Source organism: Gracilimonas sediminicola, from assembly GCF_024320785.1.
GTDB lineage: Bacteria > Bacteroidota > Rhodothermia > Balneolales > Balneolaceae > Gracilimonas > Gracilimonas sediminicola.
Genome location: NZ_JANDBC010000001.1, coordinates 595,560 through 620,061 on the forward strand (window position 1 = coordinate 595,560; position 24,502 = coordinate 620,061).

At 44.6% G+C, this 24,502-nt stretch carries 23 protein-coding genes; 10 read left to right on the plus strand and 13 right to left on the minus strand.

From position 1 onward, the window contains the following. Window positions 1-11: 11 nt before the first annotated feature. From NM125_RS02730 to NM125_RS02755, 6 genes are all read right to left on the minus strand, one after another. A complete protein-coding gene (locus tag NM125_RS02730; RefSeq protein ID WP_255132616.1) occupies window positions 12-1,895 on the minus strand; it encodes a histidine kinase dimerization/phosphoacceptor domain -containing protein in 1,884 nt (627 codons plus the stop codon). Window positions 1,896-2,017: 122 nt separating this feature from the next. Next, the gene (locus NM125_RS02735) at window positions 2,018-3,697 is read right to left on the minus strand and encodes a choice-of-anchor D domain-containing protein (protein WP_255132618.1); all 1,680 of its coding nucleotides are present in this window, start codon (window positions 3,695-3,697) and stop codon (window positions 2,018-2,020) included. 16 nt (window positions 3,698-3,713) lie between these two features. Continuing rightward, window positions 3,714-4,637: a 5-oxoprolinase subunit C family protein gene (locus NM125_RS02740; protein ID WP_255132619.1), complete on the minus strand. Its 924-nt coding sequence runs from the start codon at window positions 4,635-4,637 to the stop codon at window positions 3,714-3,716. Then, window positions 4,637-5,338: a 5-oxoprolinase subunit PxpB gene (gene pxpB, locus NM125_RS02745; protein WP_255132621.1), complete on the minus strand. Its 702-nt coding sequence runs from the start codon at window positions 5,336-5,338 to the stop codon at window positions 4,637-4,639. Before pxpB ends, NM125_RS02740 begins: the two co-directional genes overlap by 1 nt. Continuing rightward, window positions 5,313-6,068, minus strand: coding sequence for a LamB/YcsF family protein (locus NM125_RS02750; protein WP_255132623.1), 756 nt, complete (start codon window positions 6,066-6,068; stop codon window positions 5,313-5,315). The genes pxpB and NM125_RS02750 overlap by 26 nt, the downstream gene beginning before the upstream one ends. A 2-nt stretch (window positions 6,069-6,070) precedes the next feature. Then, on the minus strand, window positions 6,071-7,306 hold the full coding sequence (locus NM125_RS02755) for an Nramp family divalent metal transporter (RefSeq protein ID WP_255132625.1): 1,236 nt from the start codon (window positions 7,304-7,306) through the stop codon (window positions 6,071-6,073). A 150-nt stretch (window positions 7,307-7,456) separates the two neighbouring features. Here NM125_RS02755 and NM125_RS02760 point away from each other — a divergent pair, with 150 nt between their 5' ends. From NM125_RS02760 to NM125_RS02785, 6 genes are all read left to right on the plus strand, one after another. Further along, complete coding sequence (locus NM125_RS02760) at window positions 7,457-7,648, plus strand: YwbE family protein (protein ID WP_255132627.1); 192 nt, start codon at window positions 7,457-7,459, stop codon at window positions 7,646-7,648. A 5-nt stretch (window positions 7,649-7,653) separates the two neighbouring features. Next, window positions 7,654-8,586, plus strand: a complete 933-nt coding sequence (locus NM125_RS02765) for an alpha/beta hydrolase (protein ID WP_255132629.1) — start codon at window positions 7,654-7,656, stop codon at window positions 8,584-8,586. A gap of 78 nt (window positions 8,587-8,664) precedes the next feature. After that, on the plus strand, window positions 8,665-9,102 hold the full coding sequence (locus NM125_RS02770; RefSeq protein ID WP_255132631.1) for a CBS domain-containing protein: 438 nt from the start codon (window positions 8,665-8,667) through the stop codon (window positions 9,100-9,102). A gap of 131 nt (window positions 9,103-9,233) precedes the next feature. Next, window positions 9,234-9,983 (plus strand): MBL fold metallo-hydrolase, encoded by a 750-nt coding sequence (locus NM125_RS02775; RefSeq protein ID WP_255132632.1) that lies wholly within the window; start codon window positions 9,234-9,236, stop codon window positions 9,981-9,983. A gap of 48 nt (window positions 9,984-10,031) precedes the next feature. Next, window positions 10,032-10,664, plus strand: coding sequence for a class I SAM-dependent methyltransferase (locus NM125_RS02780; protein ID WP_255132634.1), 633 nt, complete (start codon window positions 10,032-10,034; stop codon window positions 10,662-10,664). A 131-nt stretch (window positions 10,665-10,795) separates the two neighbouring features. Beyond that, window positions 10,796-11,782 (plus strand): c-type cytochrome, encoded by a 987-nt coding sequence (locus NM125_RS02785; RefSeq protein WP_255132636.1) that lies wholly within the window; start codon window positions 10,796-10,798, stop codon window positions 11,780-11,782. A gap of 45 nt (window positions 11,783-11,827) precedes the next feature. Here NM125_RS02785 and NM125_RS02790 read toward each other — a convergent pair whose 3' ends face one another. Then, the gene (locus tag NM125_RS02790; protein ID WP_255132638.1) at window positions 11,828-13,501 is read right to left on the minus strand and encodes a M1 family metallopeptidase; all 1,674 of its coding nucleotides are present in this window, start codon (window positions 13,499-13,501) and stop codon (window positions 11,828-11,830) included. A 303-nt stretch (window positions 13,502-13,804) separates the two neighbouring features. On the opposite strand from NM125_RS02790, the gene NM125_RS02795 reads away from it, so the two are divergent. The 4 genes from NM125_RS02795 to NM125_RS02810 all read left to right on the plus strand — a co-directional run bounded on the left by NM125_RS02795 (window position 13,805) and on the right by NM125_RS02810 (window position 18,084). Continuing rightward, a complete protein-coding gene (locus tag NM125_RS02795; RefSeq protein WP_255132640.1) occupies window positions 13,805-14,962 on the plus strand; it encodes a hypothetical protein in 1,158 nt (385 codons plus the stop codon). 114 nt (window positions 14,963-15,076) lie between these two features. Continuing rightward, complete coding sequence (locus tag NM125_RS02800) at window positions 15,077-16,309, plus strand: quaternary amine ABC transporter ATP-binding protein (RefSeq protein WP_255132642.1); 1,233 nt, start codon at window positions 15,077-15,079, stop codon at window positions 16,307-16,309. Between the two features lie 2 nt (window positions 16,310-16,311). Beyond that, a complete protein-coding gene (locus tag NM125_RS02805) occupies window positions 16,312-17,136 on the plus strand; it encodes an ABC transporter permease (RefSeq protein WP_255132644.1) in 825 nt (274 codons plus the stop codon). Between the two features lie 72 nt (window positions 17,137-17,208). Next, window positions 17,209-18,084, plus strand: a complete 876-nt coding sequence (locus tag NM125_RS02810) for a glycine betaine ABC transporter substrate-binding protein (RefSeq protein ID WP_255132646.1) — start codon at window positions 17,209-17,211, stop codon at window positions 18,082-18,084. Between the two features lie 63 nt (window positions 18,085-18,147). On the opposite strand, the gene NM125_RS02815 is transcribed toward NM125_RS02810, so the two are convergent. From NM125_RS02815 to NM125_RS02840, 6 genes are read right to left on the minus strand one after another with little or no spacing between them, the layout of a single operon-like run. Next, window positions 18,148-18,474 carry a phosphoenolpyruvate carboxylase family protein gene (locus tag NM125_RS02815; RefSeq protein ID WP_255132648.1) on the minus strand — a complete coding sequence of 109 codons (327 nt, stop codon included), beginning with the start codon at window positions 18,472-18,474 and terminating at the stop codon, window positions 18,148-18,150. Between the two features lie 2 nt (window positions 18,475-18,476). After that, the gene (locus tag NM125_RS02820; RefSeq protein WP_255132650.1) at window positions 18,477-18,935 is read right to left on the minus strand and encodes a hypothetical protein; all 459 of its coding nucleotides are present in this window, start codon (window positions 18,933-18,935) and stop codon (window positions 18,477-18,479) included. Window positions 18,936-18,995: 60 nt separating this feature from the next. Beyond that, window positions 18,996-20,930 carry a sulfate adenylyltransferase subunit CysN gene (cysN, locus tag NM125_RS02825; protein WP_255132652.1) on the minus strand — a complete coding sequence of 645 codons (1,935 nt, stop codon included), beginning with the start codon at window positions 20,928-20,930 and terminating at the stop codon, window positions 18,996-18,998. Between the two features lie 53 nt (window positions 20,931-20,983). After that, window positions 20,984-21,892, minus strand: a complete 909-nt coding sequence (gene cysD / locus NM125_RS02830) for a sulfate adenylyltransferase subunit CysD (RefSeq protein WP_255132654.1) — start codon at window positions 21,890-21,892, stop codon at window positions 20,984-20,986. A gap of 46 nt (window positions 21,893-21,938) precedes the next feature. Next, entirely contained in the window at window positions 21,939-22,712 is a 774-nt protein-coding gene (gene cysQ, locus NM125_RS02835) for a 3'(2'),5'-bisphosphate nucleotidase CysQ (RefSeq protein WP_255132655.1), read from the minus strand. A gap of 17 nt (window positions 22,713-22,729) precedes the next feature. Continuing rightward, window positions 22,730-24,499: an SLC13 family permease gene (locus NM125_RS02840; RefSeq protein WP_255132657.1), complete on the minus strand. Its 1,770-nt coding sequence runs from the start codon at window positions 24,497-24,499 to the stop codon at window positions 22,730-22,732. Between the last annotated feature and the right edge of the window lie 3 nt (window positions 24,500-24,502).

Consider the following 24,502-nt stretch of genomic DNA (forward strand, 5'->3'; position numbering starts at 1 on the left):
TAAAATCCAACCTACAAATTCGAATGCGCCCCTTTGCCTTTTACCTCAAATGAAAAGGAAAATTTAAAACCGTTATCTGACTCTATTTCGTAGTTGGCAGTAAGCTGATCTATTAATGTCTTGATGAGGGTAACCCCAAGCGTATTTGATTCATCAAAAATATCTTTATCAAATCCCTTTCCGTCATCCTCATATACTACTTCGATCTGGTCTCCATTCTCTTTCAGGCTGATGAAGATTCTGCCATTATTCCGGCCATTGAAAGCGTGTTTGAATGAATTCGTTATCAACTCGTTCACCAGCAACCCTAATGGGATGGCCTGATTTATATTCAGGCGACGGGAATCAAACTGATGCTCTATAACTATATTTTTATCTGCACTGTCAAACATATCTCTAATCCGATCAATCAGTTTGACGGCATATTCTCCAAAGGTGATATCTGTGAAGCTATCGGTATTGTACAACAATTCATGCACGCCGGAAATGGAGTAAATCCGGTTTTGTGTTTCTTTTAAAATAAGCTTCAGCTTTTCATCAGATAAACCCTCCTTCTGTAGTTCAATGAGACCCGCAATAATGGCGAGGTTATTTTTTACCCGGTGGTGGACCTCCGAAAGCAACACTTCTTTTTCATGAACAGAGTTCTCAAGCTGTTCTTTATATTCTGCTTCTGTTGTTATGTCCTCAGCAATTATCAGCATTTGTTTGCTCTCACTGCTATTACCTACAATATGGCTGGCGCTCACTCTCATATGAATGGGAGACCCATCTTTACGATACCGTACAATCTCTTTATTCTTGATTTCCCCATTTTTGAAATTGATTGACATCAACCGGTGGAAATCCTCCTTCAATTCTTCCCCCACGTGTGGTAAAAATGTACCAATTGCCTCTTTCTGGCTCCAACCCAGCATATCCTCGGCTGCCTTATTCCAAAAGTCTCTGACTATTCCATCCGTATCTATGGTATAAATTGCCATCGGTGAAGATTCTATGAGCGCCCGAATTTTGTCGTTTGCCTGCCGGGATGATTTCCGGGCTATAAAGGCCGTTTGCATAAAATAAAAGATAACTGATATAAGCCAGCTTAAAGCAAGGCCAAGCCCAAGGTTCAGATATGCCCCCAACGACCTGTTTTCAGCATCGAATAAAGCATTAGGATACACATGAACATTCCAGGAACCGGAATTTGTGTTACTAAGCTCGATAGGATTTTCAACTACAAAATCAGAATATCCCTTTGCTTTGGTGTCATCTCCATATTGGTAAAAGAGCGTTCCTTTATCGTCTATAACCTTCACATGGTACTGATCTACCCCTTGCATAGCCAGATCAAATTGTGAAGTAAAGTTCATGCCGGCAGTAATGGTGCCATGAAATTCTCCACCGTAATAGATGGGGGCGTCTAACAAAAAAGCCTGAGGCCCCTGCACTAAACCAAGCCAATGCGTAAAGTTTACGGTAGAATCATTTTTGGTTTGAAGCCAGTCAATTCTTCGGTAGTCAAGCTTGGAGATATCAAGCCCAATTGCTTCTTCATTTCCTTGTTCTGGTTCAACCTGTTGAATAACCATGGAGCTGTCAATCCACTCAATAAACAGGAAAGATGGGTCTTGTGAGACGATACGTCCCGCATCTTGTTTCCAATATTCGAAATAGCCCCCGCTGGTAATTTCTAATCGGTTTTTAAGATTAAGGAGTGTATTGATATTCTCCTGAACGGCTTTTTTAAACTGAAGTGTTACAAGTTGTGCCGTTTCCTTAACCTTACTTTTTTGACTTTGGTGGATGATTTTTTGATTCCCAAACCAAAGCAAAACAACTAAAATGCTCAGCACTGTACCTATAAGTAAAGAGCTTACTAACCTATATTTTTCTATTAAATTTTTCAAAGTTACAAACCTGGATCATTGCGTCTGCCCAACAAACATTATTCATTGCCTTTGTATCGATATAAATATACCAATACTCTTACTATCAGCATATTAAGAAAAGATTCAAACAGAAGGCGGGTTTATTTAACCAACAGCAGTTTACCGGTCTTGCTTTTTCCATCCACAATCAGCCTGTAAATAAACAACCCGCTTGATACGTCATCCGCTTGAAATGGCTGATTATAACGGCCAGAAGGCTGCCGGGTATTAACCAGGGTTTGTACGTGTTTTCCCAGCGCATCAAAAACGTCTAACCGAACATCCGCTGATTGGGCAAGTGCATACGGAATCGTTGTGGTAGCATTAAATGGATTGGGATAATTCTGATCCAAAACAAAAACTTCATCCTCAGGCAAAGCCTCTCCGCCCAATGAAATCATCACAGGATTCTGTCCCTCGCTACCATTATGGGCAATTTCAAGAACTCCTGCTACTTCACCTTCTACGCCAGGTTCAAAGCGAACAGTTATATTGGTGGATTCTCCGGGGTCAAGAGTAAATATTTGATTACTGTTACTGAAAGTGAATGAGTTACTGCCGGAAACCCCCACTCGTCCTACCAGAGGGTCTGCAGCATTAACCCCATTTGATATAGAAAACGTTCTCTCAACGTTCGAGCCTACATTGGTAACACCAAAATCTATACTGTTATCCAAAACTTGATTTACCGTAATCTCAGACTCAGTCCCCAATAAATTCTGGCAATTCTCGGCTAACGGCCACCCCATGTCCCCAAAAATACTGCACATTACAGGTCCTGGTGTATGTATGGCAAAAGCTCTGTCAATTTGAGGTCGCATCAACGCATTTTCGGTGTTGGTGAAGGTTGCCAAATCGAGGTGTGAGTAACTGGAGCCTCCATTCCATTCAGAAGGAGCATATAAAGGGGCTGCTTGTCCATCATAGGTACCGATAGTATTTATACCCGCAAAAAATATCCCACCGGTTTTGCTTGTGACCGCATCATATAGCTTTCCGGATGGACTTCGATAAACTTGCTGGTCTATAATTTGAGCACCATCTGAATCAATAACAAAACGATCATAGACAATAGGAATCGGAGGTGCTCCATACCCCCATTGTGCGGTTTGTCCGGTTGGAACCTGCATCGAACCTGTGAACCCAATTCCGTGCCCGATCTCGTGCAGCACAACTGTCACAAAATCAATTAATCCATCAGGAGTTTGTGCATCGGTCCCGAAATACCAGTTATCCCAACCTGCGTTCATGTTCACAATCACATCATGGTCAACCTCCGAATTCGTACCTTGAGACTGAGCCACAAAATCTATCCCCGATATTGCACTTCCTTGTGCTATTGAATACCAGGTAGCTTCTGCATCACCTTCGAGTTGAACAATTTGAGAAGGCCCTGCACTGCCAAGTGTAAATTCTCCTAACTGAGTCCAGTTGGCCTGTATCCTGATGGGAATATCTGAGTCCAGATAAGTTTCCCAGATTTCAACTGCATAGTCAAATGCTTCTACAGCTTCATCGGGCCAGGATGGGCGTGCAATATAGTCAACCTGAATACTGGCGCCTTTCTTTCCTGACTTTTTCCGGCTGTTAAATTGCTGATGAGATAATTGATAATGTACATCTTCGCCGGTCGAGGTAAGGGTGCAAATTCTCTTAAAGTCCTCATTATCGAGTATTACTTTATTGTACTGTGCCGGGTCACGATCATTTTGAGCGAAAGTGTAGGAAAACGTGAGCAAAGCAATACTCAGAGTCAAAAAAAAGGTCTTTATAAAATACATAAATCTTGATGTTAGCTTACTCTGAGTATAACAGATTTTTTTGAAAAGCACTTAATTTATTCGCCTCTTCCCGGTTGATTTTTCTGAAGGTTAGCTGTACACCAGACCATAACTGACCTGCCCTCCACAAATCCGCATCAGCTATTTTTGCTATCCGTGGGTATCCGCCCACCGCTTGCCCGTCTTTCATAATAATGATAGGCCGGCCATTCTCAGGCAGTTGTATCGTCCCGGGAATAACCGGACCCGATACCATCTGGTGATCGGTGGGTTTAATAGAATCCCCTTTCAGCCGGATGCCCATTCGGTTACTATCCGGGCTAACATCAAATTCGGTATTCAGAAATTGCTCTTTTTGGTGTTGAGATAACCAGCTCCACTCCGGCCCTTCCAAAATTCGCAATTCCACTTTTGAAGAGTAATACGGGAACCGGTCTTCAGGAACCCTTTCCGGTATAGAACTTCCCTCACTTTCAGTCCACGAAAGCACATCTCCTTCACGTAACGCACGTCCTTCAAAACCTCCGAATTTTCCCGTTAAATAGGTTGAACAGGAACCCAGTACTTCCTTGATATCCAATTGGCCGCGAATGGCAAGATAGCTTCTGCAGCCTGTTTGGCAGTAATCGAAAGAGATGACATCACCGGACTTAATTTCCAATGAGGTATTCAGGGAAATATCCTCACCGTTTATTTTGGGGTGCATATCAGCGCCGGTCATGGCGATAACTGCGTCTGAGTTAAAGCGATATCTTCCCCCATTCAGGGTCATTTCCAATACCGGCAAGTCGCTCGCATTTCCCACCAATTGGTTTGCTAATCTGTAGGCGTAGTCATCCATCGCACCGGAAACCGGCACTCCATACTGCCGATATCCGAATCGGCCACCATCCTGAATGGTGGTCAATAATCCTCCATCTAATACTTCCAGACTCCCCATCAAGTCTCCCTATCTTTGAGTTTGAAAAATTCTTTTTCGGTGATACGCTCAAAAACTACCTGATTTCCTGCCCTTACCTCCGTGGGTGGGTCTTTTCTTGCATCAAAAAAAGAAAGAGGCGTTCGCCCAATAATTTGCCATCCACCCGGACTTTCCAGTGAATAAACCCCCGTCTGCTTTCCACCAATGCCAACCGCACCGGTCGGAATTCGACTTCGAGGCTCCTGTTTTCGGGGACAGGCAATCTCTTCATTCAACCCTGACAAGTATAAAAAACCGGGAAGAAATCCCATCATGGCAACGGTATAGGCTCCGGCTAAATGAATTTGAATAATCCTGGCTTTTTCCATTCCGGTGTAATTTTCAACCTCCTCCCAATCAAGGCCTAATTCATAACAGACGGGTATCACATGTTTTTGGGGTGAATGGTTTTCTGCTGAAATGTGCCGGAAGGCATTTGAAAGGATATCGATTTCGCTGCCAAGATCATTTAGCACCCTGTCATAAATAATAGCGATGCTTTCATAGGCCGGTATGATATCGACAACGCCGGGAATAGATGATTCACCGATTATTCTGCATGACTCATGAATAAGCTGTAGAGAAACATCATCCTGTTTCGGCTTTATGAGAAGAGCTTGTTCCCCAAGAGCCGAAACTGACCAGCTGCAGTTATTAAGCTGAAGTAATTTCGACTTCATGTTTCTCCAAAAAATCGTGAATTTCTTTAGCCAATTCCGCTGCTCCTTCGGTATCGCTGTGCAGGCAAACGGTTTCCGCAGTGATGGGCAAATCAAGTCCGCCCTGTGTATGCACTACTCCATCCAAAAAAGATGCCATTTGTTTTAAAACGGACTTTTTTTTGTGAAGAACGGCTCCTTCCAAAGAACGAGAGCGCAAGCTCAGGTCATCTTCGTATTGGCGGTCAGCAAAAACCTCACTTCGGACTTCCAGTCCTACGTCTTTAGCAACTTCTGCTAATTTCGATTCAGCCGGGGCATAAATCATCATATCTTTTTGAATCTGAACAATAGCTTTGGCTATGCCCAGGGCAACATCCTCATCTTTGGCGGCGTGATTATATAAAGCACCGTGCGGTTTCACATGATGAAGCTTGCCTCCCAGCGATTCCGTCATCCCCTTTAAGGCCGATACCTGGTACAAAATACAGGCTTCAAGTTCCTCGGCCGAAAGATTCATGATGCGCCGGCCAAAGCCCTGCAAATCCGGATATGAAGGGTGAGCTCCTATTGCCACCTCATGTTCGAGTGCTAATTCAATGGTTTTGGAAATGGTGACAGGATCTCCGGAATGAAAACCACAAGCGATATTACAGCTCGAAATGTACGGCATGATCTTAGAATCACGACGCTCATCGTACATGCCGTAGAATTCACCCAAATCACAATTCAAGTCAATTTTTTTAATCATGGCTAAAAGAAATTAAAGACTGAATTCAAACTTCTGAACCCGACCAGGATAGTGACCAAAATCACAACTACTCCAAGTATATTTTGTCGGGTTGAATTGGAGTTCGTACCAAGCAGCAACGGCTTGTTCATGATGTACAATAAGAAAACAGCAATCACCGGCAATGTGATTCCATTGGCAATCTGGGCAAATTCAATGAGCTTTACCGGGTTAATGCTGAAAGCGGAGAATATCATCCCTGTGAACAGCACCAGCATCCAAACCACTCTGAACTTGAGGTCTTTGAGATCATCCTTCCAGCCAAACATTCCCTTAGCTGCATAGGCAGCTGCAAGAGGAGCGGTAACGGCAGAGGTTATACCCGCTGCAAACAGCCCGATCCCCATAAACGACTTCGCCCAACTACCCAGCAGCGGTTCTAACTGTCCGGCCATATCGGCTGCGCTGTTTATTTCGGCGAGAGATCCATCAGCGGCGGCAGCACTGGTTATGACGATACACATGGAAATCAATCCGCCTAAAACAATCCCGACTGCATTTTCGACCCTCATCTCCGACAGCTGAGCATAGCTCGAATACCGTTCCTGAACCGTTGATGCATGCAAAAAGAGGTTGTATGGAACCACTGTAGTCCCTATTAATGCTATCACCGTTAGAAGCTCATCGGGAGAAGCGGTTGGAATGAAAAGTCCTTTAATGATGGCGGTAACATCCGGCTGAATAACTATTGCCGTAGTCACAAAAACGATACTCATGATTCCCACCAGGGCGGTCATCACATTTACAATCCGCTTAAAATTTCCGGAGTACAATAACAGGAAAGCAACGGCTCCAATAACCAGTGAGCTAAGCCGGATTACAGACCCATCCACCGTTACATCAAGTCCGGCAAAAAGCTCCTCCCAGCCCAATTCCGCTCCGGAAATATTTCCCCCTTCATACGCTATATTGCCAATCACAATGGCACTGAAAACCAGGATTATGGCCGATATTCTGATCACCGGATTTCCCAGCTGCTCCCGAATGGCTTCTCCAAATCCTTTGCGGGTAATGATACCCAAACGTCCGGTCATCTCCTGCAGAACAATAGTAGCTATCACAGAGAAAAGCAGTGCCCATAACAGTACATATCCCGACCTGACGCCTGCCAAAGTACAAACGGTGACCGTTCCCGGGCCAATAAATGCGGCAGCAACCAGTGTGCTGGGACCAAAGTACTTTCTAAGCGGGTTGTTCATGTTTTGTATATAGTATCTAAGTAAGAAAATCCCAAACGGATTTACGCTTCTAAACAATAGGAAATTTGAATTATTTTGATAAAACTATAAACATTCGATCAATAATTTGTGTTAAGTCTGTAATTAGTAAATCAAAATTTTCTCATAACTATGGATGGCAAATACAAAGCTAATATCCGCCCCGGAATGCAGGTAGGTATTGTGCTTAAGAAAGACCAACGCAGTGGTAAAATCACAAATGGTGAAGTCCAGAATATCTTAACGAATTCGGCAACACACCCTCATGGCATAAAAGTCAGATTAACGGATGGCCAGGTTGGGCGCGTGAAAAAGCTCCTGTAAATGTTATGAACATAGAGGATTTTTCGGAGCACACATTCGATTTTGGGGAAGATTACGAAGGTAGGGTAATCGCCACGCTGGTGGCATCTCCAAATCATGATGCCTCCCGCCCGTCTGTTTTATACATTCATGGATTGAGCGACTATTTTTTCCAGGTTCATGTGGCAGAAGCTTTTCATGAACAAGGGTACAATTTTTACGACCTCGACTTGAGAAAACACGGGCGCTCCTTGCTTCCTCACCAAACCCCGAATTACTGCCGGTCAGTAAAAGAATATTTCCCGGAAATTGATCGCGCTCTGGAATTCATCCAATCTGAAAATGATGGAGATATCATTCTTCTGGGTCATTCAACGGGGGCTCTTACCGGAAGCCTCTACCTGAATAAAGGAGAAAATCGAGATTATATAGATAAGCTGATTATGAACTCTCCTTTCCTGCAGTTCAATCTCAATCCCTGGAAACGGGCTATTTTGTTACCTGCCGCACGGGTGATTTCAACATTCAAACCCTATGCCTCCCTGAAAAAACCGTTTTCACATTTATATGGAGCCAGTATTTCCAGCGAGAAGCATGGGGAATGGGATTATAATACCGACTGGAAACCATTACTGGGGTTTCCGGCCTACCTGAAGTGGGTAGCAGCCATGCATGAAGCTCAAAAAAAGCTGCACCAGAGATCCGACATCGAAATTCCCATTCTGATTCTTCACTCGGATAAGTCGAGCCGCAATCAAAACTGGAATGAAAACATCCTGAAGACGGATATGGTGCTGAACGTGGAGCACATGAAAACCTATGGCAAGAAATTAGGCCCGAATGTTGCCCTTGCTGAAATCCCCGGAGCAATGCATGATGTTTTCCTTTCCAGGAAAAAAGTGCGGAAGCTGGCTTTTAGAAAAATGTTTGATTGGCTCAGTAATATTGAAAGCGAGTAACACCCTTTCCGCTTGCAAATCTCCAAAAAATCCTTTTATTACAGCAACAGCCAATTGTAATTAAGGGAGGTACGCATTATGCAGGTAAAAGAGATTCTAAACCAAAAAGGAAGAGACATTTTTTCCGTAACGCCGGATTCAACCGTGTATGACGCCATCGCAAAAATGGCGGAATATAATGTCGGAGCATTACTGGTGATGGAAAATTCTAACCTGAAAGGGATTATTTCAGAGCGCGATTACAGGAACAGGGTGATTCTCGAGGGGCGAACTTCCAAGACGACTGAAGTGCAGGAAATCATGACCAAGGATGTTATTCGCGTTCAACCTACTGACACTGTAAACCTGTGCATGCAGCTGATGACGGAGAAGAAAATACGCCACCTGCCCGTTGTTGATGACGAACAAGTAGTCGGGGTGATTTCAATCGGTGATGTTGTCAAAACCGTGATTGCCCATCAGAAATCAGAAATCGATTCCCTTCGGAATTACATAGGTGGCGGTTATCCCACTTAGCCAATAAACTGATCACTTCTCTGCTTATACCCCTCATTTTTAAACACCGATTTGTATGGCATCTAACAATCATGTTGAATGATCGGTAGTTATGTGTAGTTTCACTGTCAACCTTCAATTAATTCTTAACTATGCTTCGTACCGTTCTTACTTCCATTCTTTTAGGACTGTTTATTTTCTCTACAGCCTTTGCTCAGCTAAACAGCACTCCAGACCGAATAGAAACCGATGAAGGGGAGCTGGTTATTCACCCCATTTTGCACGGAACTGTGATATTTGAGTGGAATGGACAAACGGTGTATATGGATCCCTGGGGCCAAGCCGGTTTATATGAAAACAAGCCTGCTCCTGATGTCATCCTTATCACTCACCCGCACGGCGATCACCTGAGCCCCGAAACTCTGGCAAGCCTCGATACTGAGAATACTACTTTCTATGTTCCACAAGCTGTGGCCGATCAAATGCCGGAGGAATACCTGGATCAAACAACGGTAATTGCCAATGGCGAAACTATGGAGTATGAAGGCATCACCATTCGAGCGGTTCCCATGTATAATCTTCCCGAAGAAGGTGCACGCCATGCTAAAGGCTGGGGAAACGGCTATGTGCTCACTATGGGTGGGAAAGATGTGTACGTATCCGGTGATACAGAAGGAATTCCGGAAATGCGAAACCTGGAGGGCATTGACATCGCTTTTGTGTGCATGAACCTGCCGTACACCATGGATATTAACCAGGCCTCCGATGCCGTTTTGGATTTTGAACCGGCAATTGTGTATCCCTATCACCACCGGGGACAGGATATTCAGGAATTCAAAAAGCTGGTGGATGCAGGTAACAAGGATATCGAAGTACGTCTGAAGAACTGGTATCCAAGGTAGGGTTTAACATCTGTTGAGCGGAACTCCTACCTTCCCTCAAAAAGAATTATGCAGTGTACCCTCTGCTCATCTGAAACCAAACCATTTTATCATTACGAGAATGAAGACCGGCAGTATCACCGATGCACCAACTGCAGGGCGGTTCTCATGGATACCGATGATTACCCAACTCCTGAAGAAGAGATATTCAGGTATGAAAGTCATGATAATGACGTAGAAGATCCCCGGTATCAGGAGTTTGTGTCACCGCTGGTGGAAAAGATTATGGAGAGGTTCCCCCCCGATTCACTTGGCTTGGATTTTGGTTCCGGAACCGGGCCCGTTATCACCAAAATGCTTACCGATCAGGGATATTCCATCAACACGTTCGACCCTTTCTTTGATAACAACCCGGACGTTCTGGAGTTGGACTACGACTATATCGTCAGTTGCGAGGTAATGGAGCATTTTCATCATCCTCATAAGGAATTCACAAAACTGAGAAGCATGTTAAACCCGGGCGGTGCTCTCTTTCTGAAAACCGATATCTATACCGATGACATCGACTTCCACAGCTGGTATTACAAAAGTGATGAAACCCACGTCATCTTTTACCACCCGGATACACTCAACTGGATGAAATCTGAATTTGGATTCAGCCGGTTAGACCTTGATGGAAGGCATATTACCTTCCTGATTTAGGACTTTTCCCCACACTTTTTCCCATAGTAGAAAATCACCCTTTTTTTATGCAAATTAGTTCCAATCCTATGGGGCTTTTGGGTTTATAGAAAAAGGGGTACCAAAGCTTCTCTAACTACTAATGAAATGCTATGAAAAAGTTATTACTTGTATTGGGGGCTCTGTTTCTAATTGTGATCGTCGGAGTGGCTGGTTTATTGATTTATGTCTCTACTGCTCTCCCGAGTGTTGGTCCGGCACCGGATATTCAAATTGAACAGACTGCAGAACGAATTGAACGAGGACGTCATCTTGCCAATAACGTAATGGTTTGCACCCATTGCCACTCTCCACAAGAAAAAACCAAGTTTTCTCATCCGCTTGATCGAAACATGTTTGCTGCCGGTGGAACCCGTTTTGGTCCTGAGGAAGGTTTTCCGGGAAATTATTATGCACCAAACCTGACCCCTGCCTACCTCGGCAACTGGACCGATGGGGAAATTTACCGGGCAGTGACTGAAGGTGTCAGCAAAGACGGAAGAGCGTTATTTCCGATTATGCCTTATCCGAATTATGCCCAAATGAGTAAGGAAGATGTGTATTCAGTTATAGCATACTTGCGAACGTTGGAGCCGATTGAAAATGAAGTGCCTGCTTCGGAATCATTTTTCCCTATGAATTTCATCATCAATACTATACCTGCTGAGACTGAACTTTCGGATGAAGAGCCGGTCACAACCGATCCCGTAAGCTGGGGTAAATACCTGGTAACTGCTGCAAGCTGTATGGATTGCCACACTCCAATGGAGCAAGGAGCTCCTATTCCGGGCATGACCCTTGCCGGGGGCATGGAATTTCCAATGGAAGACGGCAGTATTGTCAGGACGGCGAACATTACTCCGGATATTGAAACAGGTATAGGAACATGGACCGAGGAGCAGTTTGTAAATCGCTTTAAGGAGTATGCCGATTCTACCTTTGAGTATCATGAAGTTGCAAACGGGGAATTTAACACAGCCATGCCATGGACGATGTACGCTCAAATGTCGGAAGAGGAGCTTAAAGCCATTTATGCTTACCTGGGCACAGCAGAACCGGTTCAACATTTAGTAACAGTGTTTACACCTGTCGGAGACTAACCATCAGACCGTTTACCAAGAGGTTCAGGCTTGTCCTGAACCCTTTTAATTTCCAAGCAGATTAAAACTGCCTACGTAGTAATTCGGATCAACAGTAAGAGTGTATGACTCATCGGATTCCAGGGCTACAGTCTTCCAGCCGGTGCCGGGCTGCAGTCTCAGCTTTTCTCCGTTCAATATTACATCTACAGGAAGGTTAAATCCATCTATTGCATTTCCCCATCTGTACAGCAGCGTGTTATTTCTGAATGCATACTCAAGTGTTGGAATGCGAATATCCCGTAAGTACTGATCAAAAACCGGATCTAAATCCCTGCCTAATTTATCACTGATGTAGTTTTCTATTTGGGTGGTTGTTACGGTTTGATGAAAGAATTCCCGGTTCAACCCCCGTAAGGTTTCCCGCCACAGAGAATCATTGTCTGCCACTTGTCGCAACGTATGCAGCAGATTACCGCCTTTGTTATACATATCACTCGACCCTTCATGATGCACCCCGTAAACCCCAATTAATGGACTGTTATTTTGAATTCCGAGCCTGAGTCCTTGCACATATTCATTGGCCGCCTGTTCGCCATAATGATAATCCAGATACAGGCTTTCGGAATAATTGGTGAATCCTTCGTGTATCCACATGTCAGCTACATCGGCATAGGTAATGTTATTGGCAAACCACTCATGGCCGGTTTCGTGGATAATGATGAAGTCGAATTTCAGTCCCCAACCCGAACCACTTAAATCCCTGCCCAAATATCCGTTCTGATATTTATTTCCATAGGTAACTGAACTCTGATGTTCCATCCCCAGGTAGGGTACTTCCACCAGCTTAAATCCATCCTCATAAAACGGGTACGGGCCGAACCAATATTCAAAGGCATCCATCATAGGCTTAACCTGCCTGAACTGTTCTTTTGCTTTCTCCAGGTTTTCCCGGAGTACATAATAATCCAGATCAAGTATGCCCTTCTCCCCTTCGTACTCTTCCCCGAAATGCACATAGTCGCCAATATTAATATTCACCCCATAGCTGTTGATGGGATTAGACACAAACCAATGCCAGGTTTTTGTGCCGTTTTGATGTTCATCAACCCCTCGCAATCTTCCGTTTGAAACATCCATCAGAGAATCAGGGGCATTTACACTGATCAGCAAGCTGTCCACTTCATCATAGGGATGATCTTTATTTGGCCACCAGATACTGGCTCCGATACCCTGATTGGAAGTGGCCACGAATGGCCGGCCATTACTGTCTTGGGTCCAGGTAAAACCTCCATCCCACGGTGGACGAACAGCAACTTTAGGTTTTCCTGAAAAGTGAACAACCAGTTCATTAACATCCCCGGTCTTTTGCTTTTTTGTAAGCGTTATAAAAAAGGCATTTCCATCCCGGCGGTAGTCCAGCGCTTCTCCATTCTGCGTTACCTTGGTGATATTCATCGGCGACTGAAGGTCAATCTGCATGGTTTGATAAGGCTTCAGCACTTTATACTGAACCACGTTCGATCCTGAGATTGAACTGTCCGGGATGTTCACCTCAACGTTTAAGTGATAATAAGTCAAGTCCCACCATTCCCTTTCTTTTGTAATAGAACCCCTGAGGCTATCCTGATGGGTGAACTCAGTTTGCGGGGCAAAAATCTGGGCATTCATATCCGAAAATCCGGACGCAATAGTCAGTGAAAAAACAAGTGCTAAAATTCTGAACGTTTTCAAATTCATATCCTTTATGATATCGAATGGAGTATTTTGTACGCTATCCAACATTTAATATTTTTTAGTTGCTGTGCTTAGGTCAATGATTTAATGAAATTAGCCTAACAAACAGCGTTTGCAATAGCGTCTCAGCCTTTTATCTTATGGTGGTTCATCCACAGGATTTTTAATCCATAATAAATCAAAACACCTGTTAAAATGAAGTTAACTGCCGCACAACTTCATGGTGTTCTCGCCTAATGCTTCAGGTTGAGTTTCATTTAAATCTAACTACGTAATGGTAACTAATTTAAATTTTCAGAGCTAATCATGAAAAACCTAAGCTTACTTGCTACAACTTTTCTATTGTTCTTCTCAACATTCACTTTCGCTCAGGAAGATGAATCTTCGTTGTCGGTAGGCGGGGCTGTACGATATAATGTACTGCTAACCGACTATGAAGACGGCACCATCAACAACGAAGATGCACAGTTTACCTGGGATACCTGGCGACTGAACGTTAATGCCGAAAAGAACGGAATAAAACTCAATTTTGAGTACCGCTTCTATCCAACCTTTAACACGCACTTTGTGAAACAAGGATGGTTAGGCTACGATTTCAATGAAAAGAACAATCTTCAAATTGGTGTTACCCAGGTACCTTTTGGGAATTTGCAGTACAACTCCCATAACTGGTGGTTTCAGGGGCCTTATTATGTAGGCCTTGAGGATGATCACGATATGGGTTTCAAATACACGCATACCGCAGAGAACTGGGATTTAATGGCTGCTTACTTTTTCCAGCCTGAACCTGCAGGTCCGGCCGGCGGTAGTGGATCGTTTGGTTTTGGTGGATCCGGGCGTTATTCCTATGACATTGTACCTGCCGGAAATCAAACCAATTATGAACGTAACCAGTTAAACCTGCGCGTTACCCGAACCATTGATATCGAACAAGGAAGCATTGAGTTCGGTGCCAGTGGTGAAGTTGGGCAAATCTGGAATCAGCCGTTGGATGAAACATCATCCCGATATGCACTCGCGGCCCATACAGATATCGACTATGGCAACTGGAATTTCAAAGGGCAATTTATCAATTATGGAATGGATGCCCAGAATAACAGCGGACAGAGTGTTGATATCGTAAATATGGGGGCATACGGAACTCCATATTCGGTGGCTACAGACATGAATATCTACTCTGCCGGCTTAAGCTACAGCTATGATGTTGACTGGGGCCCCATCACAAACCTGAATTTCTATAACGACTACTCCTACTTTCAGAAAAACATAGACGGTTTTTACGATGCTCATCAACATGTGGTTGGCTTCCTGCTATCTGCCGGAAATGTATATACCTATTTTGACATTGCCAGAGGCAGCAATCAGCCCTGGATAACCGACAATTTCGGAACCGGACTCGGACAAGGGGTAAATGACGCCCGCTGGAACACCCGGTTCAACATAAACATTGGGTACTACTTCTAAGCTATAACGAACATACATCCTGCTTGATGCGGGATGTCCTGAAAACGGAACCAAATTCCTTTTTGAGGAGATCCCGGACATCATATAACTCAATAATTATTGAACGAAGGACATATGGCCGCTATAACTGTAAAAAATCTCTTTAAAATTTTCGGGAAGAACCCTGAAAAAGCCTTCCCTCTAATAGAAGAAGGTAAATCCAAAGACGAAATCCTGAATGAAACAGGAAATACCATCGGTATTAATAATGCCAGCTTTGAGGTAAAAGAGAAAGAGATGTTTGTGATCATGGGGCTTTCCGGAAGTGGAAAGTCTACCGTGCTGCGCTGCCTTAACCGGCTGATAGAACCCACCAAAGGTCAGGTACTGATTGGCGATGAAGACATTACCGAAGTGGATAAAGACAGGTTGCTGGAAATGCGCCGCAAAAAAATGTCGATGGTGTTTCAGAACTTTGGCTTGTTTCCCCATCGCACCGTTTCTGAAAATGTACAATACGGGTTGGAAATAAGTGGCATGGATAAAGATCAGCGGAAGAAGAAAGCGTATGAAGCCATCGAAAAAGTTGGGCTGAAGGGATATGAAGAACAAAAGCCGGACGAACTCAGCGGTGGCATGCAGCAACGGGTTGGGTTGGCACGGGCATTAGCTAACGACCCTGAAATCCTGCTGATGGATGAAGCATTCAGCGCCCTCGACCCCCTTATCCGCGCCGATATGCAGGACGAGCTGCTCGAACTTCAGGCGGAAGTCCACAAAACAGTTGTTTTTATTACGCATGACTTGGACGAGGCTCTTAAAATCGGAGATCGGATTGCCATCATGAAAGATGGATACGTGGTGCAAGTAGGCACACCGGAAGAAATTCTTACCAATCCCGCTGATGATTACGTGAAAGCCTTCGTCCAGAATGTGGATCGCACCAAGATCATCACGGCGCAGGCCATCATGCGGAAAGCACCTACTGTTCAGGTGCCCAAAGACGGTCCCTCGGTAGCCATTCGAAATATGGAGAAAGTGGGGGTTTCAACCACTTATGTGGTTGATGAAAACCGATACCTCAAAGGAATCGTCAAGATTGATGACGCGATTAGGCTGAAGGAAGACGGAGTGAAGGATCTCGGGGAAATCATCATTTCTGACATCGAAGTCTGTGGTCCGGAAACTCCCATCAACCAACTACTGCCCAAAGCCATCGAAGCCAAGTACCCGATTGCGGTGATTGAAGACGACAGCAGCCTGCTTGGCATTGTTGATCGTGCTACCATTATGGCAGAGCTCAACGAAAATGGCTTAGACACCCAAAAGAAAGAAACCAAGAATAACGAAGAAACTACTACATCCTGATTATGTTTGATCTACCTGTTGGAGATGCATTTGAATTTGCAATCAACTGGCTGACCGATAACCTGAGCGGTTTCTTTGACCTTGTCACCCTGGTGGTCGATTCTTTTCTGGTCGGGATAGAAAACCTGCTTTTATTTCCCCACCCCATTATAATGATTGTGCTGTTCAGTGCCCTTGCCTGGTATGTATCAGGAAAAGGAGTCGGGATTTTCACCGTACTCGGTCTGCTCGTTATTGAGGGAATGGATATGTGGGACGGAACCATGGAGACGCTGGCTTTGATCATCACCGCGGTGGTTATCGCTTTGTTGATTGGTATTCCACTCGGAATCTGGGCTTCCAAAAGTAAGACTGTGGAAAAGGTTGTTCGTCCGATTTTGGATTTTATGCAGACCATGCCTGCCTTTGTGTACCTGATTCCGGCTGTTTTATTCTTTGGATTGGGACAGGTGCCGGGAGTGATTGCTACACTCATTTTTGCTATGCCACCTGCTGTACGACTTACGAATTTGGGAATCCGGCAGGTGCCGGAAGAAATCAGGGAAGCTGCCCTGGCTTTTGGCTCCGATTCCAAACAAATGCTTTTGAAAGTGGAACTGCCCGTTGCCCTTCCCACTATCCTTGCGGGAGTAAACCAAACCATCATGCTGGCTTTATCGATGGTGGTAATCGCCGCCTTGATTGGCGCCGGTGGATTGGGACAACCCGTAGTGACCGGATTACAGCAATTGGATATTGGACTCGGTTTTGAAGGCGGTCTGGCTATTGTAATACTGGCTGTGTTTTTGGACAGAGTCACCCAATCGTTAGGAGCTTCTACAGGATAAAAACTTAAGATATAAACAGAACCATAACATCAAACCAAAAGAACCATGAGAACGAATAACAGAATATGGAACATGCTATCAAAGCTGGGGATATTCGTCCTGGCTTTTGGACTGATTACCGCGTGTAGTCAAAAATCTGATAACGAAACAAAGAAAGCCGACCTGGTATATGTAAACTGGGCGGAAGGGATTGCTTACACAAATCTTGCTAAAGTAGTACTGGAAGACAAGATGGGCTATGAGGTTGAAATTACATCAGCCGGTGTAGGTCCTGCTTACACCGCCGTAGCCAATGGCGATTCCGATGCTTTTATGGAAACCTGGCTGCCCACCCTGCACGCAGATTATGTTGAGCAATACCAGGAAGACATCATTGATCTGGGAACCGTTTATGAGGGAACCCAAAGCGGCCTGGTTGTACCAACTTATGTTGAGATCGATAAAATCTCTGAACTGAATGCTGTCAGTGATAAATTTGACGGTGAGATTACCGGAATTGACGCCGGTGCCGGAATCATGAAAACCACCAATGAGGTAATTGAAGACTACAACCTTGATTATGAGCTGGTACAATCAAGCGGACCGGCAATGACCTCAGCTCTAAAGAAAGCTTATGAGAATCAGGAACCAATTGTAGTAACCGGCTGGAAACCCCATTGGATGTTTGGAAGCTTCGACCTCAAGTTTCTTGAGCAAGACGAAGACATGATGAAATGGAAAACCGGAAGTATCCATATCATGGGGCGTAAAGACCTTCGGGAAGACAAACCGGAACTGGCCACTTTTCTTTCCAACATGCACCTAACTGATGCAGAACTGGCTGACCTAATGGTTCAAATCAATGAATCAGATATGTCAGAGGAAGAAGTGGCAAAAGAATGGCTGGCTAATAATGAAGATGTAGTCGCAGACTGGATTCCTGAAGACGAAATGCAGGCAGGAATGTAGTTGAACTAACTACTTCAAATTAATTTCAGGGAAGCGCGTTAGCTCGTGTTTCCCCTTTCTTATTTAGCCGATTACTTTTCTGACCGACCCCGCTACCGTATCTATTATAGCAAGCTTCAATTTATCCAGTTTTGCCTGGGCTAACCCTTTTTGTTTTAAAGCTTCCATCTCGGCCAGGTCTTTCTTTGCTTCTAAGAGAAACTCAAAGTCTTCCTGACTCAGTTCTCCATCTTTAAGCATCTTCGACCATTTGATTAAATCTTCTTTGGTCTGAAGGGCAAAATCGCCGGCATCTTTCAGTAAATCATCTTTTAAATTTTCACCAAAATCGGAGACCACTTCGGTGAGATCAGCCTTTAACGTTTCCAGAAATGCATCGAAGTCAAACATGGCTACTCCACCTCATCCGGTTTTATTTTTCCGCTTTCCAGACCGATGATGGTATCAAAGGCATCAGCTATTACTTTGCTGTACTCTCCAATGAAAGCCGGGGATAAAGTCTCTTGTTCTTTCCAGCGCACTAAAAAGCCTCCCATCAGGTTGCGCTCGGCATCAACCATAATCTCCCATTGTCGGGTACTTATCTCATTCTTTGGGCGACCTTTTGCATACTCATAAGCGGTAAGCAAGTCTTGTTTTAACTGAACGGCTGCCTCCTCGTGGACCGAATACGGTTCGTTCGCTTTATCGATTAACGACATCGATTTCACTTTAATCTGAACAGCCTGTTGGTAAGCCGTCTCATTGAATTGAGAAATCGAAGGTGCACAAGCGGTGAGTAGAACCCCAAAGACTATGAGAGTAGCAATCTTTTGTGCCCGACCGATATGATTAGTGAATGTTTGAAGCATGTCACTAATCTGTAAAATTCAGCGAGGAATTCCCAGTTTTTTTAAACCCTGATAAAAATATTATTCCCCGATCAGCTTCAGAATTTCTTCCACAGCCTCATCCACCGACATTGAATCTGTGTCGATAGTCAAAGCAGGGTCATCGGATACCTCATAATCTGCATCATAGCCTGTTAGGCCGGAGATTTCGCCTTCCTGAGCCTTTTTGTACAAGCCTTTCGGATCTCGTTCCTGGGCTGTCTTCGGGTCGCAGGTAATGTGAACTTCCTTGAAGTCTCCTTTCGGGAATAATTGCTTAGCTGCTTCCCTGTCTTTGGAATACGGAGATACGAATGTGCAAATCACAATATTGCCATGCTCATAGAATAAACGGGCAACTTCACCAACGCGGCGAATATTCTCGGTTCGGTCGGCAGCACTAAATCCAAGGTCACCATTTAAACCATGGCGAACCTGGTCTCCATCCAGGAGTACCGTTTGCTTGCCATTTTCCCAGAGCTTCCTTTCCAGCTCTTTGGCAATGGTACTCTTGCCGGCTCCCGAAATTCCTGTAAACCAAAGTAAACTCGCCTTATGGCCGTTTCTCTGTTCCCGTTCTTCCCGGGGAATATTCCACGGTTCCCAAACTACATTCGGAGACTTCTGTCGGGTTTGTTTGCTTTTAATACCCGCTTCAGATGTGTCCTTAGATGACTTCGATTCAGTAGAACCCGCACGGATCATCCCCGCTCCAATGGTCACATTGGTCGCAGGATCAATAATGATAAAGCTTCCGGTCTTCTGGTTCACCTGGTAAGGATCGTAGAAAATAGGCTGACTGGTTTTCAGTTTTACCCGTCCAATTTCATTCAATCCCAATTTGGTGGCATCTTCGCGGGTCAGAGAATCTACGTTCATTCGGTACAGCAGATCTTCCATAAAAACCTGAACCGTTCGGGTGGTGTGTTGCAGAACATATTGCTTATTCAGCTCCATATCCTTCTCATTCATCCAGCAAATATAAGCCTCAAACTCATTGCTGACGGCCGGCACGTTATTCTTACGAACAATCATGTCGCCACGGCTGGTATCAATCTCGTCTTCAATAGTCAGGGTTATTGAATCGCCCGGGTAGGCAATCTCCAGATCTTCGTCCCGGGTCACAATTCTCTTTACTTTGGATGAAAGGCCGGACGGCAATACCGTAATTTCATCACCCGGACGAACATGGCCTGAAGCAACTCTTCCGGAAAAGCCCCTGAAGTTTTGATTCGGACGAATTACGTACTGCACCGGAAAGCGGAAATCTACAATATTGTCAGAAGCATCTACTTTTACGGTTTCAAGATGGTGCAAAAGTGTAGAACCATTATACCAATCTGTATTCTCGCTTTTATCAACAACGTTGTCGCCCTTAAGAGCTGAGATCGGGATATAAGTAATATCACTGACGTTCAGTTTCTTTGCAAAGCTTCTGAACTCACTTACGATTTCATTGAACACTTTCTCATCATAGCCAACCAAGTCCATTTTATTAATAGCCACCACCAAGTGAGGGATTCTCAGGAGTGATGAGATAAACGCATGCCGGCGGGATTGAGTCAATAATCCTTTGGAAGCATCAACCAGGATAATTGCCAAATCAGCTGTTGAAGCACCGGTTACCATATTCCGGGTGTACTGGGTATGCCCCGGTGTATCCGCGATAATGAACTTTCTTTTCGGGGTCGCAAAATAGCGGTAGGCAACATCGATGGTGATTTTTTGCTCTCGCTCAGCTTTCAACCCATCAGTGAGCAGGGCAAGGTTTACATCTTCTTCCCCACTGCTTTTACTGGACTTTTCGATGGCTTCCATCTGGTCTTCAAAAATGGATTTGGAATCATAAAAAAGCCGGCCAATCAGCGTGCTTTTTCCATCATCCACACTTCCGGCTGTTGTAAACCGGAGCAGATCCATATCCAGGTATTTATTGTCAGTGTTCGGGTTGTTCGATTTTCCGTTGCTTTCGCTCATTTGAGAAATAAAATTCGTTGTTCAGTATTCTTAGTGGATCGTGATTGGATGGCTTAGAAGTATCCCTGGCGTTTTCGGTCTTCCATAGCGGTTTCGCTGCGCTTGTCATCGTGGCGATTTCCGCGTTCCGTTTGTCGGGCCGAAGCCACTTCCTGTATAATCTCTTCCATATTGGATGCATCCGATAATACCGCACCGGTACACGTAGCATCCCCGATAGTTCTGAAGCGTACGGTCTTCGTTTCCAGCTCTTCTTCTTCCATTCGGTTTACAAAATCTGTGTCGGCAAGCCATACTCCACGACGATTAAAAACTTCTCGCTCGTGGGCAAAGTAGAGCTCCGGAATGTCAATCTCTTCCTGGGCAATGTACTGCCACACATCCATTTCCGTCCAGTTACTCAACGGGAAGACTCTGAAGTTTTCCCCCTGATTTTTCCGTCCGTTGAACAGATTCCAAAGTTCAGGACGTTGATTCTTCGGATCCCATTGCCCGAATACATCCCGGTGGGAAAAGAAACGCTCTTTTGCACGAGCTTTTTCTTCATCACGACGTCCACCACCTAAAGCGGCATCCACCTGATATTCTTTCAGGGTATCCAGGAGTGTAGTTGTTTGAAGGGCATTTCGACTGGCATCGGGCCCTGTTTCTTCTTCAACCCGTCCTTCATCAATAGATTTTTGCACGCTACCAACGATCAGTTCCACATCATACTTCTCAACAAGCTTGTCTCTGAACTCAATGGTTTCGGGGAAGTTGTGGCCCGTATCAATATGCATTAACGGAAAAGGCACCTTGCCGGGATGAAAAGCCTTCAGGGCCAGATGAAACATAACGATAGAATCCTTTCCACCTGAGAAAAGTAAGACAGGCCGCTCAAACTGAGCCGCCACTTCCCTCATAACATAAATTCCTTCGTCTTCCAGTTCTTTAAGATGTGAATGTGATCTTTTTTCACTCATTTTTCTAAAAAAGTATTATGTAAATTTTTCTGATGGTCAGGCTTCCTTATAAACTCTCGACATCAACATGTTCGTTTAATCCCAACAGAAAATAAGGATTTTTAAGGGATTCTTTGTTGTACACCAATGGCGAGTACTTTTCGCCGTTTTTGGATGAATACCGGTAAATGGCATCAGCTGCCGCCGTGTCCCATTCCATGGTTGGTCCCAGGCGCGGATATAAATCCGCTTTCCCCTCAGCAACCAGGCAAAATTTGATTGAACTTCCGGAAGGAACTTCTTCTGTAACCTCTATTCCAATCCCGGAAAGCTTTTTAGCAGTTTGGTCATCTCCGTGAGAGCGACTCACCACAATTCTTGCTTCTCCCGGTTTTTCAAACGAATCGCTTTCCAGCTTTTCAGCTTCTTTGTCTGCCTCTTTTTTAAATGCTCCTATACTTTGTTCCGCATAGTACATAACATCTTTGGCCGGCACATAAACAACGCCAAGAATGGGCTTCCCATCTTCAAGCAAGGCGATGTTAACGGTAAACTCGCCGTTCTTTTTGATAAACTCTTTCGTGCCGTCCAGTGGATCTACCAGCCAAAACCGGTTCCACTCTTTTCTTTCCCGGAAATCAGGAATACCGGATTCTTCTGATATTATTGGGGTTCCGGGATCAATCTCTTTAAGGGCATCCACAATTATATGATGCGCTGCCAGATCGGCTTTGGTAAGTGGTGAGTCATCGTCTTTTGTGATGATTTCAACATCCGTCTGATAAAACTCTAATATTTTTTTCCCTGCCTCTTCTGCCGTCTTAATGACTTGGTTAAGCATCAACTCTGATTATCTTTTTAAAAGCTCCAAATGTAAGGTATTAAAGATACGGCTATTGTGGCTACGATCAAATTTAAAGGGAGGCCTATTCTGGCAAAATCGGTGAATTTATATCCGCCCGGACCGTACACCATCAGGTTGGTCTGATACCCAATGGGCGTGGAAAAACTGGAGGAGGCAGCTATAATCATAACCATCGCAAAAGGCATAAAATCTACCCCCATCGACTGTGCGAGTGATAAAGCGATCGGAAATATAAGCACGGCTGCCGCATTGTTGGTAATCATTTCCGTGAGTAGCCAGGTGGCGAGATAAGTCAGTAAAAGTGCAAGTGTAGGATCATTTTCAGCGAAGGATAGAAGATTGGTTGCCAATTGTTCTGCTACACCGGTGTATTGCAGAGCGCTTCCGAGACCTAATGCTGAAGCTATCGCAATCAACACACGCCAATCCACACTTTCGAGCGCTGTTGTGTACCTGAAGCACTTTGTAACGAGTAAAAGTCCACCAGCAAAAATAGCCGCCTGAAGCATGCTGAGAATCCCTGTGGCAGCCAGCACAACCATTCCCATCAGCGAAAGAGCAGCCACCCAGGCTTTCTCATAGGTTACCGGAGAAGAATCTTCAATGGAACTTACCAGGTAAAAGTCGTTGGCATTTCTATATTTTTGCACAAAATTCGGATGCGCCTCCAGCAATAACACATCACCGCTCTTGAGTGTGATATCCCCGATTTTTTCGTTGATGCGCTCCCCACTGCGAGACACCGCCAAAACAACGGCATCGTATCGGTCTCTGAAGTTTCCATCCCTTATGGTTCTCCCCATCAATGGATTTGATCTTGAAACCACCGCCTCAATCATCTTGCGCTCATTTCTGGGAGCATTCAATTTAAAAACCTGGTTGGTAGCAGGTTCTAATCCTGTAATCTGTTGCAGATCGATAATCGAATCTACGATACCTGTAAAAATTAACCGGTCTTCTCCTCTCAGCTTTTCATAGGGTCCCGGAGCGGGAATTGCCCGTCCATTTCGTTGGATTTCAATCAGGAATAAACCCGGAAGGTTTCTTAAACCGGCATCTTCAATGGTTTTTCCGGACAATGCCGTACTGTCTTTCACAATCATCTCAATGGTGTATTCCCGCGGATCCTGAAAGGTGTCCATACTGGAACCCCTTTCCGGCAGCAGTTTATCTCCAAAAATAACAAGGTAAATAAATCCAGCTATTGCGCAGGGAATTCCAATAAGCGCCGGTTCCAGAATCCCTATTGCACGGGTAGAAGCCTCTTCAATCATCAACCCATTGAGAATCAGGTTGGTACTTGTTCCTATAAGCGTGCAGGTGCCGCCCAGTATAGCGGCGTAACTTAGCGGGATTAAAATTTTGGATACCGGGATTTGTGAAATTCGGCTCCAGCGTTCCAAAGCGGGTATAAATGAGGCAACAATAGGTGTGTTATTCAGGAAGGCACTCATCACCATAACCGGACTCATAATCCGTAATTGTGCCGTCTTAACTGTACGGGCGTTGCCCATCACTTTTTGCACTATGAAATGAATGGCCCCCGTTTCTTTAAGCCCTGCCGCAACAATATAAAGTGCCCCTACAGTAAGCATCCCTTCATTAGAAAACCCGGAAAGTGCCTGCTCAGCGGGGATAATACCTGAAATAAAGAGAACAGCAAGCCCCCCAAATAAAACGATATCAACTGATACTGTTGTGCTGACTAATAGGATTAAACAAATCAGAATTACACACAATACCGCAATTCCTTCAATTGTCATATA

Coding starts and splice junctions, on each gene's coding strand:
- NM125_RS02735 (WP_255132618.1), bottom strand. CDS start 3,697: ATGTATTTTATAAAGACCTTTTTTTTGACTCTGAGTATTGCTTTGCTC.
- NM125_RS02740 (WP_255132619.1), bottom strand. CDS start 4,637: ATGGGGAGTCTGGAAGTATTAGATGGAGGATTATTGACCACCATTCAG.
- pxpB (WP_255132621.1), bottom strand. CDS start 5,338: ATGAAGTCGAAATTACTTCAGCTTAATAACTGCAGCTGGTCAGTTTCG.
- NM125_RS02750 (WP_255132623.1), bottom strand. CDS start 6,068: ATGATTAAAAAAATTGACTTGAATTGTGATTTGGGTGAATTCTACGGC.
- NM125_RS02755 (WP_255132625.1), bottom strand. CDS start 7,306: ATGAACAACCCGCTTAGAAAGTACTTTGGTCCCAGCACACTGGTTGCT.
- NM125_RS02760 (WP_255132627.1), top strand. CDS start 7,457: ATGGATGGCAAATACAAAGCTAATATCCGCCCCGGAATGCAGGTAGGT.
- NM125_RS02765 (WP_255132629.1), top strand. CDS start 7,654: ATGAACATAGAGGATTTTTCGGAGCACACATTCGATTTTGGGGAAGAT.
- NM125_RS02770 (WP_255132631.1), top strand. CDS start 8,665: ATGCAGGTAAAAGAGATTCTAAACCAAAAAGGAAGAGACATTTTTTCC.
- NM125_RS02775 (WP_255132632.1), top strand. CDS start 9,234: ATGCTTCGTACCGTTCTTACTTCCATTCTTTTAGGACTGTTTATTTTC.
- NM125_RS02780 (WP_255132634.1), top strand. CDS start 10,032: ATGCAGTGTACCCTCTGCTCATCTGAAACCAAACCATTTTATCATTAC.
- NM125_RS02785 (WP_255132636.1), top strand. CDS start 10,796: ATGAAAAAGTTATTACTTGTATTGGGGGCTCTGTTTCTAATTGTGATC.
- NM125_RS02790 (WP_255132638.1), bottom strand. CDS start 13,501: ATGAATTTGAAAACGTTCAGAATTTTAGCACTTGTTTTTTCACTGACT.
- NM125_RS02795 (WP_255132640.1), top strand. CDS start 13,805: ATGAAAAACCTAAGCTTACTTGCTACAACTTTTCTATTGTTCTTCTCA.
- NM125_RS02800 (WP_255132642.1), top strand. CDS start 15,077: ATGGCCGCTATAACTGTAAAAAATCTCTTTAAAATTTTCGGGAAGAAC.
- NM125_RS02805 (WP_255132644.1), top strand. CDS start 16,312: ATGTTTGATCTACCTGTTGGAGATGCATTTGAATTTGCAATCAACTGG.
- NM125_RS02810 (WP_255132646.1), top strand. CDS start 17,209: ATGCTATCAAAGCTGGGGATATTCGTCCTGGCTTTTGGACTGATTACC.
- NM125_RS02815 (WP_255132648.1), bottom strand. CDS start 18,474: ATGTTTGACTTCGATGCATTTCTGGAAACGTTAAAGGCTGATCTCACC.
- NM125_RS02820 (WP_255132650.1), bottom strand. CDS start 18,935: ATGCTTCAAACATTCACTAATCATATCGGTCGGGCACAAAAGATTGCT.
- cysN (WP_255132652.1), bottom strand. CDS start 20,930: ATGAGCGAAAGCAACGGAAAATCGAACAACCCGAACACTGACAATAAA.
- cysD (WP_255132654.1), bottom strand. CDS start 21,892: ATGAGTGAAAAAAGATCACATTCACATCTTAAAGAACTGGAAGACGAA.
- cysQ (WP_255132655.1), bottom strand. CDS start 22,712: ATGCTTAACCAAGTCATTAAGACGGCAGAAGAGGCAGGGAAAAAAATA.
- NM125_RS02840 (WP_255132657.1), bottom strand. CDS start 24,499: ATGACAATTGAAGGAATTGCGGTATTGTGTGTAATTCTGATTTGTTTA.